13 protein-coding genes and 1 pseudogene are annotated in these 13,979 nt (G+C 60.6%); 3 read left to right on the top strand and 11 right to left on the bottom strand.

Annotated elements, in window-relative coordinates; genetic code table 11:
• Window positions 1–51: 51 nt before the first annotated feature.
• Both OVY48_RS00595 and OVY48_RS00590 read right to left on the bottom strand, forming a co-directional pair.
• A complete protein-coding gene (locus OVY48_RS00595; protein ID WP_052027839.1) occupies window positions 52–468 on the bottom strand; it encodes an autoinducer binding domain-containing protein in 417 nt (138 codons plus the stop codon).
• Window positions 469–845: 377 nt separating this feature from the next.
• Window positions 846–1,112, bottom strand: a complete 267-nt coding sequence (locus OVY48_RS00590; protein WP_076605622.1) for a hypothetical protein — start codon at window positions 1,110–1,112, stop codon at window positions 846–848.
• Between the two features lie 311 nt (window positions 1,113–1,423).
• On the opposite strand from OVY48_RS00590, the gene OVY48_RS00585 reads away from it, so the two are divergent.
• Window positions 1,424–1,687 (top strand): LysR substrate-binding domain-containing protein, encoded by a 264-nt coding sequence (locus OVY48_RS00585; protein ID WP_235209967.1) that lies wholly within the window; start codon window positions 1,424–1,426, stop codon window positions 1,685–1,687.
• Between the two features lie 233 nt (window positions 1,688–1,920).
• Here the strand turns inward: OVY48_RS00585 and OVY48_RS00580 are convergent, their stop codons facing one another.
• The 3 genes from OVY48_RS00580 to OVY48_RS00570 are packed head-to-tail and all read right to left on the bottom strand — an operon-like array spanning window position 1,921 to window position 4,900.
• The gene (locus OVY48_RS00580; RefSeq protein WP_052027840.1) at window positions 1,921–2,352 is read right to left on the bottom strand and encodes a DUF1636 domain-containing protein; all 432 of its coding nucleotides are present in this window, start codon (window positions 2,350–2,352) and stop codon (window positions 1,921–1,923) included.
• Between the two features lie 2 nt (window positions 2,353–2,354).
• Window positions 2,355–2,897: a hypothetical protein gene (locus tag OVY48_RS00575; RefSeq protein WP_037480377.1), complete on the bottom strand. Its 543-nt coding sequence runs from the start codon at window positions 2,895–2,897 to the stop codon at window positions 2,355–2,357.
• 47 nt (window positions 2,898–2,944) lie between these two features.
• Entirely contained in the window at window positions 2,945–4,900 is a 1,956-nt protein-coding gene (locus OVY48_RS00570) for a TonB-dependent receptor plug domain-containing protein (protein ID WP_052027841.1), read from the bottom strand.
• Window positions 4,901–5,367: 467 nt separating this feature from the next.
• On the opposite strand from OVY48_RS00570, the gene OVY48_RS00565 reads away from it, so the two are divergent.
• Window positions 5,368–6,402 (top strand): IS110 family transposase, encoded by a 1,035-nt coding sequence (locus OVY48_RS00565; RefSeq protein WP_107126479.1) that lies wholly within the window; start codon window positions 5,368–5,370, stop codon window positions 6,400–6,402.
• 261 nt (window positions 6,403–6,663) lie between these two features.
• Here the strand turns inward: OVY48_RS00565 and OVY48_RS00560 are convergent.
• From OVY48_RS00560 to OVY48_RS00545, 4 genes and pseudogenes are all read right to left on the bottom strand, one after another.
• Window positions 6,664–7,767, bottom strand: a pseudogene (locus OVY48_RS00560) (IS256 family transposase); the annotation flags it as partial.
• Between the two features lie 481 nt (window positions 7,768–8,248).
• Window positions 8,249–9,040: an alpha/beta hydrolase gene (locus OVY48_RS00555; RefSeq protein ID WP_037480383.1), complete on the bottom strand. Its 792-nt coding sequence runs from the start codon at window positions 9,038–9,040 to the stop codon at window positions 8,249–8,251.
• A gap of 30 nt (window positions 9,041–9,070) precedes the next feature.
• On the bottom strand, window positions 9,071–9,847 hold the full coding sequence (locus OVY48_RS00550) for an SDR family NAD(P)-dependent oxidoreductase (RefSeq protein ID WP_037480385.1): 777 nt from the start codon (window positions 9,845–9,847) through the stop codon (window positions 9,071–9,073).
• A gap of 30 nt (window positions 9,848–9,877) precedes the next feature.
• Entirely contained in the window at window positions 9,878–10,705 is an 828-nt protein-coding gene (locus OVY48_RS00545) for an alpha/beta fold hydrolase (protein ID WP_037480387.1), read from the bottom strand.
• Window positions 10,706–10,829: 124 nt separating this feature from the next.
• Here OVY48_RS00545 and OVY48_RS00540 point away from each other — a divergent pair, with 124 nt between their 5' ends.
• Window positions 10,830–11,831, top strand: a complete 1,002-nt coding sequence (locus OVY48_RS00540; protein WP_052027842.1) for a GlxA family transcriptional regulator — start codon at window positions 10,830–10,832, stop codon at window positions 11,829–11,831.
• Between the two features lie 141 nt (window positions 11,832–11,972).
• On the opposite strand, the gene OVY48_RS00535 is transcribed toward OVY48_RS00540, so the two are convergent.
• A complete protein-coding gene (locus OVY48_RS00535) occupies window positions 11,973–12,800 on the bottom strand; it encodes a 23S rRNA (adenine(2030)-N(6))-methyltransferase RlmJ (RefSeq protein ID WP_037480389.1) in 828 nt (275 codons plus the stop codon).
• A gap of 361 nt (window positions 12,801–13,161) precedes the next feature.
• Window positions 13,162–13,968: a S1/P1 nuclease gene (locus tag OVY48_RS00530; protein WP_037480390.1), complete on the bottom strand. Its 807-nt coding sequence runs from the start codon at window positions 13,966–13,968 to the stop codon at window positions 13,162–13,164.
• Window positions 13,969–13,979: the final 11 nt, after the last annotated feature.

Raw genomic sequence — 13,979 nt, 5'->3', positions numbered from 1 at the left:
GATGACTTGAGCGGCCCCTAACAGGTCGGCGGTGGGCCTGACAGTCTCGCGTCATGCGAACGAACAGCTTCCCCTATATTCGCCAGCCGCCTGCACCGGGATGGTCAAGCCCTCGCGCAAACCGAATGGCTTGGCCTCTTCCAGGATGTGGCGTTGTCGTTTCGTCATCCTGATCATGGCGGGAATGACGCTCCACAGGAACGCCGTTACCGTTTTCGTGCTGGCCGCATGCACGGGGTCGTCGACATAATAGTTGCGTAACAGAGATCGCTCTATCCAGCCCTCAGGGTAGCTCGTGATCACCATGGTGTCGTGGGGCGGACCGATCAGATCCACATGATCAACGAGGGCGAATTGCTCGAAACCCAACGAGGGCGTTGCCTCGCCGAGCAGCGCTTTGAGCGCAAATTCGTCCGTAACTTCTCTGCAGTCATCTACAAAGGTTGCGAGACGCGGTGACATATACATGACTTTCTCCTCATATGGGTTGGCCTGTCGGCGACACTGTCCAAATTGACGACGCGATCCTGGCGCATCGGTCCGCTCACTGCCGGGCTGCTGCCCATCCCGGCCGTGGAGGAGAGCCGGGGTCACTTTGCTCAGCGGAACGGGAGAAGAGTAACAGCGGCGACGTCAGCGCCAAGTCGGTTTTAAACCGAAATGTTCTTTTCACAAATTTGTCATCGAAGGCGTGGCTTGGACGCAACATCCTATCGGCGGCAAGCGCGCCTCAACGGGCCCGCCCGCCCCGATACACAAGGCACGGTGCTGCGATTTGGGCGATGGGTTTAGGCAGTGATCTTCGCGATAATGCCAGGTCAGCATTCTCATCACTGATCGACCGCCTATCTTGGCGGCTTCGACTTCTTGCCAGGCATTTTGGGTGGTAGCGGGGGCTTGAGGGCGGCAATGGCTGCTGCGCCACCACGTTGGATCGAGAGCTGCCGCAGCTCGCGCAACTCCCGTTCAGTCAGTGTTTCTACCGACAGATCCTGGACAACAGCAGCATAGCGCGATTGCACGGAGATGCGCGCAGCGTCGATCTCGTTGGACGATTTGCGCTGTCTCGTCTCAAGCTCGGCCAGACGTTCGCGTGCGGTTAGTCTCGGCATGATCCATGGTCCTCATGGATCTGGCCGCCGGAAGTGAGAATGCCAAATCTACACAGCGTTGCAAGGGGGGTGTCGGCGCTAAGGTGCAGATACTGCTCGTTCAGGGGAAGCGATCTGGCAGGCGCTGACCCGATCGGGATTACGGCTTTTCCAGATCCTCCAAATAATGGGACGCAAAGTCTACCTTGAAGGCTGACCTAAGAAGGAGGTGGTGATCTGGCATCTGGTAGGTCCGCCATTCTTTACAGGTCGGCAGCTTGCCCTTCTTACCGGGCTTGATCTCCGGGGTGTACGGGGGGGGCGACAATATCGTGGATATAGTCCCCCGCCTGATCGTCAACAGCATCGATGCGACCATCGCCGCTGCTGAGGCGGGGGTGGGACTCGCCAATCTGCTGAGCTACCAATCGGCCCCGCGCATTGCGAACGGGCAGTTAGTGGAGGTGCTGGCGGATCATGCCCCGTCCCCCATGCCGGTAAGCCTGCTCTACGATCCCGGTCGGGCGGCTATGCCTGCGGTTCGCGTGTTCATTGAGGCCATGCGGGAACAAGGGAGGCAAGGAGCGTGGTCCTGATCAAGATCGGTGCGAACCGAGAGCACAAAATCATTGTCTCGAGAACGGAGCGCAACGCCCGGTTGCGCGAATCAGGAATTTCCCTTTGAAAGGCTGGACTGGTTCGATCGCGGAATTGAGTAGGCCGTTTTTCCCCTGAACGCGGACCTCCAAATCAACGACCAACGACCTAAACTGGATAGGGCTTTGCCTTCTGCCCAGCCGAAATCACCCCGCAGAACTTCGGTGCGAGTCTAAGCTATCCCGTTTAGCTGGACGCTTATGTCGCCAAAGCCAACGGGCGGCGCGCGTGTGATGAAATGGCCCTTCACCCCGTCGGGCCATTGCGCATAGGGCACCTGCCCATGTTCGCTCTGTGCATAGTGAACCGCATAATCAAGGATGGCGCGTGCCGCCGCCTCATCGGGCAGGAAGTGCCTAAGCACATAGCTGATCTTGCCGGGCGCACGCAGATGGATGGTGCAATGCGCCTTGCAGGCAAAAAGGCAGGGCATCTCCTGGACGTCCACGCCATCATAGCGGTTCGAACTCGCTTTGACCTGGTGCAGTGCCTCCACCAGCTTCCCTCCGCCGAACAGGCCATTTGCGTCCTGCCGCTCCTCGGGGGAGAAGCGACAGCTGTTGCAGGCGACGATGGCAGGCCCATCCTTGACCGCTTGCAACATGGTCAGGCCGCCGCCCGCAGATCGCGCCTCAGCAGGCCGCCGCTTTCCAGCAGAAGCTGGAACAGGCGCAGGCCACCCAGGATAAGAGCGTAACGGACAAATTGCCGCAGCAGGATGTCCGGTGTGAACGCCCCATAGCCTGCGTTCATCGCCACGGCACCGATCAGAACGACCAGCTTGAACCCGACAAAGGCGGCGATATAGGCCATGACGAGCCGCGCAAAGGAGGACTGGTTCGGCAAAGCGCTGACTATGCGATCAGCTACCAGCAAGGCAGCGATAGCCGCCAGCGCCAGAGTGACGGCCCAACCGGCATTCTGCGCCGTCAGCGAATAGTCCAACAGGCAATAACCGACGGCTTGCGACGCCGACCAGGCGGCCAGCATGAGGATGATCCCCGCCTTGCGCGGCACATAGAGAGCCGCGAGCGCAGCCAGAGCGGGAAAGGGCGTGGCGCAGGCCAGCACCAGCGTCGTCGCTATGCTGGCGAAGGTCATCGATCCGATCCACAAATTGCGGGCGGCGGCAGGGGACATAGGCTGCATGGACAGGCACTCCTTGGCTTTACGAGGGTGGGGATAGGGCCGGGTCATCACAGCCGCGCCCGGAACCCGGCGTAGATGCTGCGGCCAAGCTGGCCATAGCGACGCGCGGTTTCATAATAGTCGTCGAACAGATTTTCGGCCCGCGCGAACAGGGTGAGGGTCTGCGTCACCGGCATCTCCGCGCGCAAGTCGATGATCGTATAAGCGCGGTTGACGAAGGGCGTCACCGTGGCACTGGTCCGCGCCGTGTCGATCGTCTCGCCTGACCATCGCATGGCGACCGCCGTGTTGAGGCCGAACGGCCAGGCATAGCGCGCTGTCGCATTGGCGGCGTGGCGCGGCCTGCGCGCAAGCTGATTGCCGAAATTGAGGCCCGGCGACCGGTCTTCCGCCACGATCCAGCTATAATTGCCGTCGATGGTCAGGCGGCCGATCTGGGCAAGGCCTGCCATTTCCAGACCATGCGCTTCGCTGCGCTGGATATTGGCATAATAGCCCGCCCGCGGCGTAGTCGTTCCTGGCGCAAGACAAAGCGGCGGGCGGTTGCTTGTCGGACAGCCATTATAGGTGATCAGATTGTCCGTGTTCCGTTCGAACCAGGTGGCCGACAGGATCAGCTTATGGTCGAAAAGATGCTGCTCAACCCCTGCGTCCCAACCGCGCGACTTTTCCGGGTCGAGCGCGCTGTTCCCATATTCGCTGTGCAACTGGTAGAGGGTAGGGGCTTTGAAGCCCTCGCCATAGCTGGCGCGCAGGATCGTGCGATCGTCAAACAGCGACCAGACCGCGCCGCCACCAAATACCATATTGCCACCAAAGGCCGAATGACGATCATGGCGAAGCCCGCCATTAAGCGTGAGGCCAACGACCGGTTCGATCCTGACCTGTGCATATTGGCTGTCGATCTCGGCCGACGCCCGGATGGTGGTAAAGCTGGCCAGGCTATTGGGAGGCGAGGCGGAGCGCATTTTCTGTTCTTCGCGTTCCACACCAAAGACGATGGTCCAGCCCTGGGCGAGGCCAAGCGTGCCCTGATATTCGTACCGATCGGTTTGCCCCTTGGCGGCGAAGCTTTGCGGACGCACCGTCCGCAACGGATTGCTATTGTCGCGCACCGTTTCGCTGCGGCTAAAGCCCAGGCGGTTGCGCAGCGCGCCGTCGAACAGATCGGCATTGAGCCCGGCATAGCTGGTCCACTCCTCGACCAGCGAATATTCCGGACTGTCCGGGACCGATCCTGCGCTGTCGATGTCGGCGCGCCCCTTGGCGTAATAGCCGCGCAGATCGACGGAGATACCGGGCGACAGGGCAATGCCGACCCGCCCGTTGAGCGTGCTGTTGGTATATCCGTCCCGCTCCTTGCCGCCAAAGCGCGGGCTGATCGCGGAGATGCCCTCGGTTGTGAAGCGCCCCCCTGCAACGCGCCAGTGAACGGGGCCGCTGCGCCCGCCCACGGCTGCCCGCGCATTGACGGTATCGCGCGAGCCCGCTTCGATATCGGCGGACGCCTCGAGCGCGCGATCGGGCGTTGCCGTCACGATGTTGACGACGCCGCCGATCGCCTGGCTGCCCCACAGGATCGATTGCGGCCCGCGCAATATTTCGATCTGGTCGATGTCGCCGGTCATCAGTGTCGCGAAATTATAGCCGCCATCGGTTGAAGATGGGTCTGCCAGCTTCACCCCGTCAATGACCAGCACGGTCTGGTCGCCCTCGGCACCGCGGATACGGATGGATGTCGCCGTGCCATAGCCGCCATTGCGCGTGAAGCTGATGCCCGGTGTGCGGACCAGCAGGTCCGACACGACCGGTGCTTGCGATGCGTCGATGGCCTTCTTGTCGAGCACGGTGAGGCTGGATGCGACAGTGTCGACAGGCGTTGGCGTGCGCAGGGCCGACACGACAATAACGCCGCCCGCATCGATCGCCGCCAGGGGTTCGGCCTGGACGGCCATGGGAAGGCAGGCCAATGCGGCCACAGTGGTTTGTAAAATGTTACGCATCGTTAATCCCCCGTCTTTGACAAGACCGGGCGCGCACGACGCGGCGCGGGGACGAGCGCAGAACGCACGACACCACACCGCGCGAACACGCACGGTCGAACTGTCGTTGCGCGAGGATATCCTCGTTCGACCGGCACACCCTGTCCGGACGAAGAACGACTGCGACGGGCAGGTCTCCTGGCTTGCGGGTCAACGCCGGTTCGGCCGCCTTCTCAGAACCTTGAAGGTTCCAATGGGATCGTGTCCCACAGCGTGGTGTAGGTTCGCTGGGATAGCCACAGCGACCTCCGGCTAAGCCGGATTGATCATGCTGCCATGGCAGGCAACGTGATGATGGGATTATCGCTTAAACCTGAGACGCTCTCAAGTGTCATGTAGCGGCAGCGTTGGACGGCCCATTTGATGGCATGGACCACCCCCATGCAAACGATCATATTATATGGTGCCATTAAAGTGGAGGAAGCGCGATGTCAGTTGTTACGATTGGCCTTGATCTGGCCAAAACGGTTTTCCAAGTTCACGGTGTAGATGAGGCCGGCTTAACCGTGCTTCGCCGAAAGCTCTCTCGGGCCGATATGGCGGCCTTCTTCAAAAAGCAGCCGCCGTGCCTAGTCGGAATGGAAGCGTGTTCTAGCGCGCATCACTGGGCGCGCTTGCTTGTGGAGATCGGCCACACGGTCAAGCTCATTCCACCTCAGTACGTTAAGCCGTACGTGAAGCGGAACAAGACGGACGCCGCCGACGCGGAGGCCATATGCGAGGCCGTCGCCAAGCCGAACATGCGGTTTGTTCCTATCAAGACGAAGCAGCAACAGGCGGTTCTGGCTTTGCATCGTGTCCGCAGCCTGTTGGTCCGACAGCGAACGGCGACGATCAATGCACTGCGCGGACTGCTGGGCGAATACGGGCTTATCGCGGGCAAGGGCGTGCGACAGCTCGCGATATTGAGCGAGCGTCTTGCAACCTCGGACAAGACCGTCGTCCCGGACGAAGCGCGAGAAGCGTTGCGATGTCTTTTCCGGCACATCGACACATTAACCGATAAGCTTGGCGAGATGGAGAAGCGGATCGTCGCCTGGCACAAATCAAACCCGGACAGCCAGCGTCTGGCTACTGCTCCGGGCGTGGGCCCAATTACGGCGACAGCGATTGTGGCAGCCGTCGGCGATGGCAGTCAGTTCAAGTCTTCCCGTCATTTTGCAGCTTGGCTTGGCCTGACGCCACGGATTCGAGCGAGCGGGGGAAAAGAGAAGATTGGTCGGATCAGCAAAGGCGGCGATCGATATCTCCGAACGCTCTTGATCCATGGAGCTCGGGCCGTTGTAGGAACAACGTTCCGCAAGGACGTGACACCTCGGCCCTGGCTTAAAGCTTTGGTCGACAGGAGGCCCGTGAATGTAGCCTCAACAGCCGTCGCTCACAAGACGGCTCGCTCGATCTGGGCCATGTTGACCAGGAATGAGGTATACCGCCGTCCATCGCCTTTGCCGATGGCGGCCTAACCAGTTCGGCGCCGATGTGATGGTGCCGACTTGCGAGGGCAACGACAGAGTATGGCGAACCGGTATCACCGGGGATCGACAAAGGTCACTGAAATGATGCGAACCAATTTGAGTTCGTCCATTTGTCCGGCCGTCGATCCGCGGAAACCATAGGGGCCTGCGGCGTGTTATGCCGCACAACAAGGCCGGATACACGACCGCAAGATCCGAAATCGTCGAAATCTGTTGAAAAGCCTTGCAAGGTGGGGGTGGTCCATACACGTCGTTCTGTTCCAGAAGGATAGCGCCGACGAGACGGGTAATCGCCTCTTCGTTGGGGAAGATGTCGGCAACATCAGTACGCCGCTTGATCTCGCCATTGAGCCGCTCGATCGGATTGTTGCTGTGCAACTTCGTGCGGTGTTGGGCTGGGAAGGTCATGTAGGCCAGCACATCCTCCTCGGCGCTGTCCATCAGGGCAGCGAGTTTTGGCACGGTAGGGCGCAATTGATCGGCGACGCTACGCCATTGGGCCTTTGCGGCCTCTGGAGTTTCCTGGGCGAAAGCGGTGGCGATGAATGCCGACACGACCCGGCGTCCGCTCTTGCCGGCATGGGCCAGCGCATTGCGCATAAAATGAACCCGGCATCGCTGCCAGGTGGCGCTGAACACTTTGGCGACGGAAGCTTTTATGCCTTCATGGGAATCGGAGATCACCAGCTTCACGCCGCGCAGACCGCGACGAGCAAGGCTGCGTAGAAACTCGGTCCAGAAGACCTCCGCTTCGGAATGACCGATCGCCATGCCGAGCACTTCGCGCCGGCCATCGCTGTTAACGCCAACGGCAATGATGACCGCGACAGAGACGATGCGACCGGCTCGCCGCACTTTGATGTAGGTCGCGTCCATCCAGAGATAGGGCCAGTCGCCTTCGATCGGACGATCGAGAAAGGCCTTCACCCGCTCGTCGATCTCCACGCACAGTCGGCTGACCTGGCTCTTTGAGATCCCACTCATGCCCATGGCTTTGACCAGATCGTCCACAGAGCGGGTCGAGATCCCCTGGATATAAGCTTCCTGGATGACGGCCGTCAGTGCCTTCTCTGCCATACGGCGGGGCTCCAGAAACCCTGGAAAATATGTTCCCTTGCGCAGCTTGGGGATCCGCAGCTCGACCGTGCCTGCCCGCGTCTCCCAGTCCCGATCCCGATAGCCGTTGCGCTGCGCGAGGCGCTCGGGATCCTTATCGCCATAGGCCGCGCCCGTAAGGTCGCCCACTTCCAGCTCCATCAGCCGCTGCGCGGCAAAGCCGATCATATCGCGTAGAAAATCGCCGTCGGCTGTCTTCCCAACCAGGGCGTGCAGGTCCATCTTGTCATTGGTCATCGGTGGTCTCCGTAAGTTGAGTCTCGCAACCCAAACTTATCCGAAGTTCGCCGGTGACCACCCGCGAAACTGACCGGCCGCTACAGCGCTTTATCGATGAGCGCGCGTCCGGTCAGCTTCGCTACCCTCAAAACCTACACCACGCGCCGGGACACGACCCAGGCGCCCATCTAAAGACGCCCTGCTTCGAAAGCTACAGGCTCCGCTCGAAAAGATGTTGCAAACTGCGTTTCTTGGCTCAGCCTGGCAGAGCGAGAGGGAATGGCTGCGACCCAGACCGATCAACGCTCCAAGTTTCGGAAATAGTTCGAAGCACCGAGCGTGAACGCTCGCAATTTTAGCAGGGGGGCGATAGGCGGACAATCGGCACTTCGGGATCAAAAATTGAACACTAAGTGGCAGATTTGGTTCGGTTTCAATAGCAGCTGCCTGGATCCAGTAGATTGTTCAAGCTGCAGTTCTGCCGTCCAGGCAGTAACGATCAGCCAGTCACACCGCGTTGATGACGCTCTGCCCAATCCAGTGCGGTGTCGGCGACCTCCTCCCAACCTTCGTCGAGCAAAGTCCAATGCGAACGAATTGGGAATTCGAGATATTCGGTCAGCGTCGCCGCTTGCTTCTGTTTGGCGAAGATGGCGCGCGTCATCGCTGCGTCGGCGATCAGGTCCTTGCCCCCGCCGATGAGCAGCATCGGCGCGCGCGCCGGATTGCGCCAGTCGATCTTCATCGGGTCGATGACGCCGTCCCAATAGACCCGTCCGGGGGTTGGGACGATATAGCGATCATAGAGCGCGTCGGCCCGGTCGGCTGGCACCGTCTGGGCGAAACGACGTGCGAAGAAGCGGCGCGACATATGCTTGACCCTGTTCCGGCTGAACGGATCGAGAAACACAGGCAGCGCCGAGACGATCGCATGGGGATAGAGCGGCACCCCAGGCGTGGGCGCAGGATGGATCACGATGCCCGCAACGCCCAGTCCCCGGTCCATCAGATGCTGGACGAACACCCCGCCGACCGAATGACCGATCAGGATTGGTTGTTCCGGAAGGGCGCGGATGATCGCCTCGTAATGCGCGACGATTTCCCGCTGGCCGATTTTGTGGAGGCCAGGATGAGGGACCGCGCGCAGGTCAGCCGGATCGCGATCGTCGAGCGGCCAGTCGGGGACGATCACGGTGTAGCCGCGAGCCTCGTAGCGGGCCTTGACGCCGTCCCAGCTCCTGGCATTGAGCCAGGCACCGTGCACGAGGACAATGGTCTTTGATCTGGTCATGACTAGATTCCCTTCTGTGGACGGCCCGCATCAAGCCCGGTAGCGGGCGGCGGCATGGTTGCGGGAGAGATTGGGCCGCAGCGCCGCGCGTCCGGCCAGATAGGCATCAAGATCGGCGCTGTCGGGTAGGGCTGGAATGGTGATAGTTTCGCCCAGGTCGAGGCCCCTCATGGCGGCGTCGACCATCTCGTCGGCTTCCATCACCATGTCGGCCGGGATGTTGGCAAGCTGCTCCTGGGTCCAGATGGCGGTGCGGGTTATCCCCGGCAGCACGGCCTGGACTCGAACGCCTTTTGTTCCCAGTTCACTCTGCAGTGCCTCGGTAAAGGCGAGAACGAACGCCTTGGTTGCTGGATAGAGCGCGGTGAAGCCTTCGGGCATCAGCGCCGTGACGGAGGTCATGTTGATGATCGTCCCGCTGCCCAACCCGACAAGGCGCGGCGCGATGGCCGCGGTCAGGCGGGTGACAGCCAGCACATTGAGGTTGATCATGCCCGTCAGGAAGGATGGATCTGCTTCCACCAGCGTGGTTTCCCCCGCGATGCCAGCGTTGTTGACCAAGCCAACAATGCGGTCGTCTGTTCGCAGTCGGCTTTCGATACGGGCAAGATCGTCCGCGTTGGACAGATCCGCGCTGATGACCTCCACTGCGACGCCTGTCTGCGAAGTAAGCTGCTGCGCCAGGGCCGCCAGCTTGTCTGCGCGGCGGGCAACGAGGATCAGGTCGTGGCCGCGGCGGGCCAGCCGGTCGGCATAGATGGCACCAATGCCATCGGAAGCGCCGGTGATGAGGAACATATTGTTCATGGCGAATATCCTTTGTGCGAAACGGAGGCGTCAGTTGCGGATGAAGGCGAGCAGATCGGCATTGAACCGATCCTGATGGGTCTGCGTCAGGCCGTGGTCGGCACCCTGATAGATGGTAAGCACCGCATCCTTGACGATTTTCACCGTTTCCAGAGCCGATGCGCCGATCGGCACGATCTGGTCATCGTCGCCATGCAGGACGAGCGTTGGCACATCGAATTTGGCCAAGTCGGCATGGAAATCACTCTCCGAAAAGGCCCGGATGCTATCGAGTTGACCCTTGAGCCCGCCCATCATGCCCTGCCGCCAGAATTCATCGCGGATGCCGTCGGATATCACCGCACCTTCGCGATTATAGCCATAGAAGGGGATCGTCAGATCCCTGAAGAACTGACTGCGGTTGTCTAACGTGCCCTTGCGGATGCCATCGAAGGCATCGATCGGCAGACCGCCCGGATTGGCCTCGGTCTTGAGCATCAACGGCGGCACCGCGCCAATCAGCGCGACCTTGGCGACGCGGGCCGTCCCATGACGGCCGATATAGCGGGTCACTTCCCCGCCGCCGGTCGAATGGCCGACCAGGATCACGTCGTGCAGGTCCAGCGTCTCGATCAGCTCGGCCAAATCGTCGGCATATTGATCCATGGTGTTGTTGGCCCACACATGGTCCGAACGACCATGGCTGCGGCGATCATGGGCGACCGTGCGGAAACCCTGATCGGCAAAAAAGACCATCTGCGCGTCCCAGGCATCGGCACTCAATGGCCAGCCATGCGAGAAGAGGATCGGCTGGGCCTCCTTCGATCCCCAGTCCTTGTAAAAGATCCTGGTTCCATCCTTGGTCGTAATCCTGCTCATGTTGGCACTCCCTGTTGAATGGGGCGGTTGCGCCCTGTGATCAGAGGAATAGGATCGTTGCGCGACTGGCAGGAGCGGCGGTTCCGACATTAAGCAGGTCAAAACCGACAAAGGGAGCATAGACATGGCGGTGGGGGCGGGAACGGTGGCTGACCTGGGTGCCGAAGTGGGGCTGGTTCTTTATCCCGGGTGCCAGATCGGCATGGTGTATGGGGTCACGGATCTATTCATGATCGCATCACAATTTTCGCTGGACCGGGGCGGTAAGGCGTTGCGCGTCAGCCACTGGTCAGTCGACGAGGCTCGCACTTTCACCCGGACGTTCGACACCCATCCAGATCAGCCGGGCATGCCGACGATCCTGATCAGTCCGGGCCGGCTGTCGGGCCCGCCCGACGCGCAGGAGGCCGCGCCCTATGCGCGTTGGTTGCTGGACCGCCATGCGCAGGGCACCGTTCTGGCATCAAATTGTGGGGGCACTTTCCTGCTCGCGGCGACGGGCCTGCTGGCAGGCCGGCCCGCCACAACGCACTGGCTATTTGCCGACCAGTTTCGCGATCGCTTTCCCGACGTCAGGCTCGACACGGCCAAGATGGTGATCGAGGATGGCGATATCATCACGGCGGGCGGCCTCATGGCCTGGACCGACCTTGGCATGCGGATCGTGGATCGGTTGCTGGGTCCCACCGTGATGATCGAGACGGGCAAGTTCCTGCTGATTGATGCATCTGGCCGGGAACAGCGCCATTTTTCCAGCTTTGCGCCGCGCCTGACGCATGGCGACGAGGCGATATTGAAGGTGCAGCACTGGCTACAGGGGCGTGCGGAGCGGCCGGTCAGCGTCGGCGATATGGCGGGAACGGCGGGGCTAGAGGAGCGCACCTTCTTGCGCCGGTTCAAGGCGGCGACCGGCATGAAGCCGATTGAATATGTGCAGAACCTGCGCGTCGGTAAGGCACGCGAACTGCTGGAATTTACCAGGCGGTCTGTAGACCAGATTGCCTGGGCAGTCGGCTATGAGGATGCAACCGCCTTTCGCCGCGTGTTCCATCGCATATTGGGCTTGGCACCTGGCGAATATCGCAACCGCTTCTCGAGCGGATCAGACGTTCAGATAGCGGCATGACTTCTGGACAAAGCAAATCCGACAAAGGGCCGATTAACGAATGAGACGATCAGGACGTTGAAAGACAGGCTCGTCCCAACCTATGTTCAGAAGACTGGCGCATTGTCGGACTGGCTCGGAAAAGCTCGAGAGGGCTGGCCACTAGCTCAACAAATCGGTCGTGATCTCGCCCCTATGCCCTTTCGGCGCCAGCGCGGCGCGCAGGGCTTCCAGCAGAGGCGGCAGCGCCTGCGTGAAGGCGTAGGGCGGATTGACGATATAAAGGCCCGCGCCGTTGTATAAGCCGGACTGGTCGCCATCGTATAACCAATGCTCCACCCGCAGCAATTTCGGAATGCCGAGTTTGCGTAACTGCTCCCTCCACCGCCAATGCGTGGCGCGGTCTTTCAGCGGATACCAGATCACCGTCACGCCATGCGCCCATTTGCGGTGTGCGGCGGCAAGTGTGGCTGTGATGCGTTCGCGTTCGTCTGCCTGCTCATAAGGCGGATCGACCAGCACCACGCCGCGCGCGGTGCGGGGTGGCAGCATTGCTAGCCAAAGCTCGTAAGCGTCGCGCTCATGTACGGCAGCGGTCGTGCCGCGCATCATGCCGCGCAGGGTATAGGCATCCTCGGGATGTTTTTCGTTCAGGATCAGGAAATCCTGCGGCCGAAGAAGCTGCGCCAGAATGCGCGGCGAGCCCGGGTAGAAATGTGCCTCGGTCCCGACATTTACCGCTTGTACGACGGCGCGGTAGTCGTTCAGCAAGGCGCTCGAGTCGGCAAAAGCCCGCTGCACGCCCTGCGTGGACTCGCCGGTGCGTTGGGCATCCTCCCCATCAAGGTCGTAAAGCCCGCAGCCGGCATGGGTGTCGATCAGGGTCAGCGCGCTCTGTTTTTGCTGCAAGGCCCGCACGAGGGCGATCAGCAGGCTGTGCTTGACGACATCGGCGCTATTGCCGGCATGGAAGGAATGGCGATAATTCATTGCGACCCGACTGCTTGACGATCTACATTTATATTTGAGGCTGGGCACGGTTGCCGCGCGCGAAGCGATTGAAGAAACCAATCCGGCGCTAGTATGAAGTCGTGTGGAAACCTTCAATACACTTCTGCACGGCGCCTCAAGTCCGCGTTAGCGATCGCTATCAGAGGCGAAGACGCAGGGCTCCGCGTGCATGGACATGTTCGAAGAACATAACGGACTTGCGCCCGCTCAATGTAGGATGACTTGGATTAGTTGACTGCTGCCGGACAGGGGGAAGCTCGGCCATGGACCTGCCGAAGTCGGAAATCGCATGGCCGCTGGCCGTAGACGTCGACACATTCACAATATGCATCATGATATGTCATTTAGTTCGTGCGGCCGGACCTTTGCCGTTCCCAGGCTCGAACACCCAATTGAGATAGGCCGCGACCCTTATGCCTCCGCGCTTCAGTCGATCGTCCATCTCCGATCGATGCTTGTAGGCATAGTCCCAGGATATGCTGGGGTCGGCGGGGTAGATCGTCCTGCGCAGCGCGATGCTCTCGGAAATCCAGACCGAAGGCGCAGGATCGCTCCAGTCGATTAGCTGCTCGGGCGATATCGAGCGCGACAGCCATTGCGCATATTCGGAATAGGACAAGGCGCGTTGTTCGATCATGGCCGAATCCCACACCGAATGAAGGTTGGTCGCGCGGCCGAACCAGGTCACCTTGACATCATTGCCGCCCCGGTCATCTCCACCGCCGGCGTGCAATGGCTGATGCAGATCGCCGATGATGTGCACGATGAAGCGGAGGGCCAGCCGCTTGTCCTCGATGGACGATTTGGGATTGCGCAATGTAGCCGTAAAACCATCGAGCGCGCTCATGGCATCACCCTCTGGCGGCGCGTACTTGCTTTGATAGCTGTTCCCTTGCCTGACCGTTACATAGTGCCATGGGCCAGCCTTTTTCTGCCAATATTCAGCGGGGTCGGACTTCATGTCATCGGGCCAGGTCGCCGCTTCCGCCAAATTCTCGGCTCCAAGCAAGAGCCGGACATGGGCACGTGCAACACCGCTCAGATTTTCATCGGCGATGGCACCGGTTATGCGGTGGCCGACAGGACCCCAAGCTTGTGCAGGTGCGCATGCAAGGAATGGGATGGCGAGAAGGGAGAATATACGCATGGCTGTTTCTT

The sequence above is a fragment of the Sphingobium sp. SA2 genome, from assembly GCF_032227065.1.
GTDB lineage: Bacteria > Pseudomonadota > Alphaproteobacteria > Sphingomonadales > Sphingomonadaceae > Sphingobium.
This window is presented reverse-complemented; position numbering and strand designations above follow the sequence as displayed.

Coding starts and splice junctions, on each gene's coding strand:
- OVY48_RS00595 (WP_052027839.1), bottom strand. CDS start 468: ATGTATATGTCACCGCGTCTCGCAACCTTTGTAGATGACTGCAGAGAA.
- OVY48_RS00590 (WP_076605622.1), bottom strand. CDS start 1,112: ATGCCGAGACTAACCGCACGCGAACGTCTGGCCGAGCTTGAGACGAGA.
- OVY48_RS00580 (WP_052027840.1), bottom strand. CDS start 2,352: ATGTTGCAAGCGGTCAAGGATGGGCCTGCCATCGTCGCCTGCAACAGC.
- OVY48_RS00575 (WP_037480377.1), bottom strand. CDS start 2,897: ATGCAGCCTATGTCCCCTGCCGCCGCCCGCAATTTGTGGATCGGATCG.
- OVY48_RS00570 (WP_052027841.1), bottom strand. CDS start 4,900: ATGCGTAACATTTTACAAACCACTGTGGCCGCATTGGCCTGCCTTCCC.
- OVY48_RS00565 (WP_107126479.1), top strand. CDS start 5,368: ATGTCAGTTGTTACGATTGGCCTTGATCTGGCCAAAACGGTTTTCCAA.
- OVY48_RS00555 (WP_037480383.1), bottom strand. CDS start 9,040: ATGACCAGATCAAAGACCATTGTCCTCGTGCACGGTGCCTGGCTCAAT.
- OVY48_RS00550 (WP_037480385.1), bottom strand. CDS start 9,847: ATGAACAATATGTTCCTCATCACCGGCGCTTCCGATGGCATTGGTGCC.
- OVY48_RS00545 (WP_037480387.1), bottom strand. CDS start 10,705: ATGAGCAGGATTACGACCAAGGATGGAACCAGGATCTTTTACAAGGAC.
- OVY48_RS00540 (WP_052027842.1), top strand. CDS start 10,830: ATGGCGGTGGGGGCGGGAACGGTGGCTGACCTGGGTGCCGAAGTGGGG.
- OVY48_RS00535 (WP_037480389.1), bottom strand. CDS start 12,800: ATGAATTATCGCCATTCCTTCCATGCCGGCAATAGCGCCGATGTCGTC.
- OVY48_RS00530 (WP_037480390.1), bottom strand. CDS start 13,968: ATGCGTATATTCTCCCTTCTCGCCATCCCATTCCTTGCATGCGCACCT.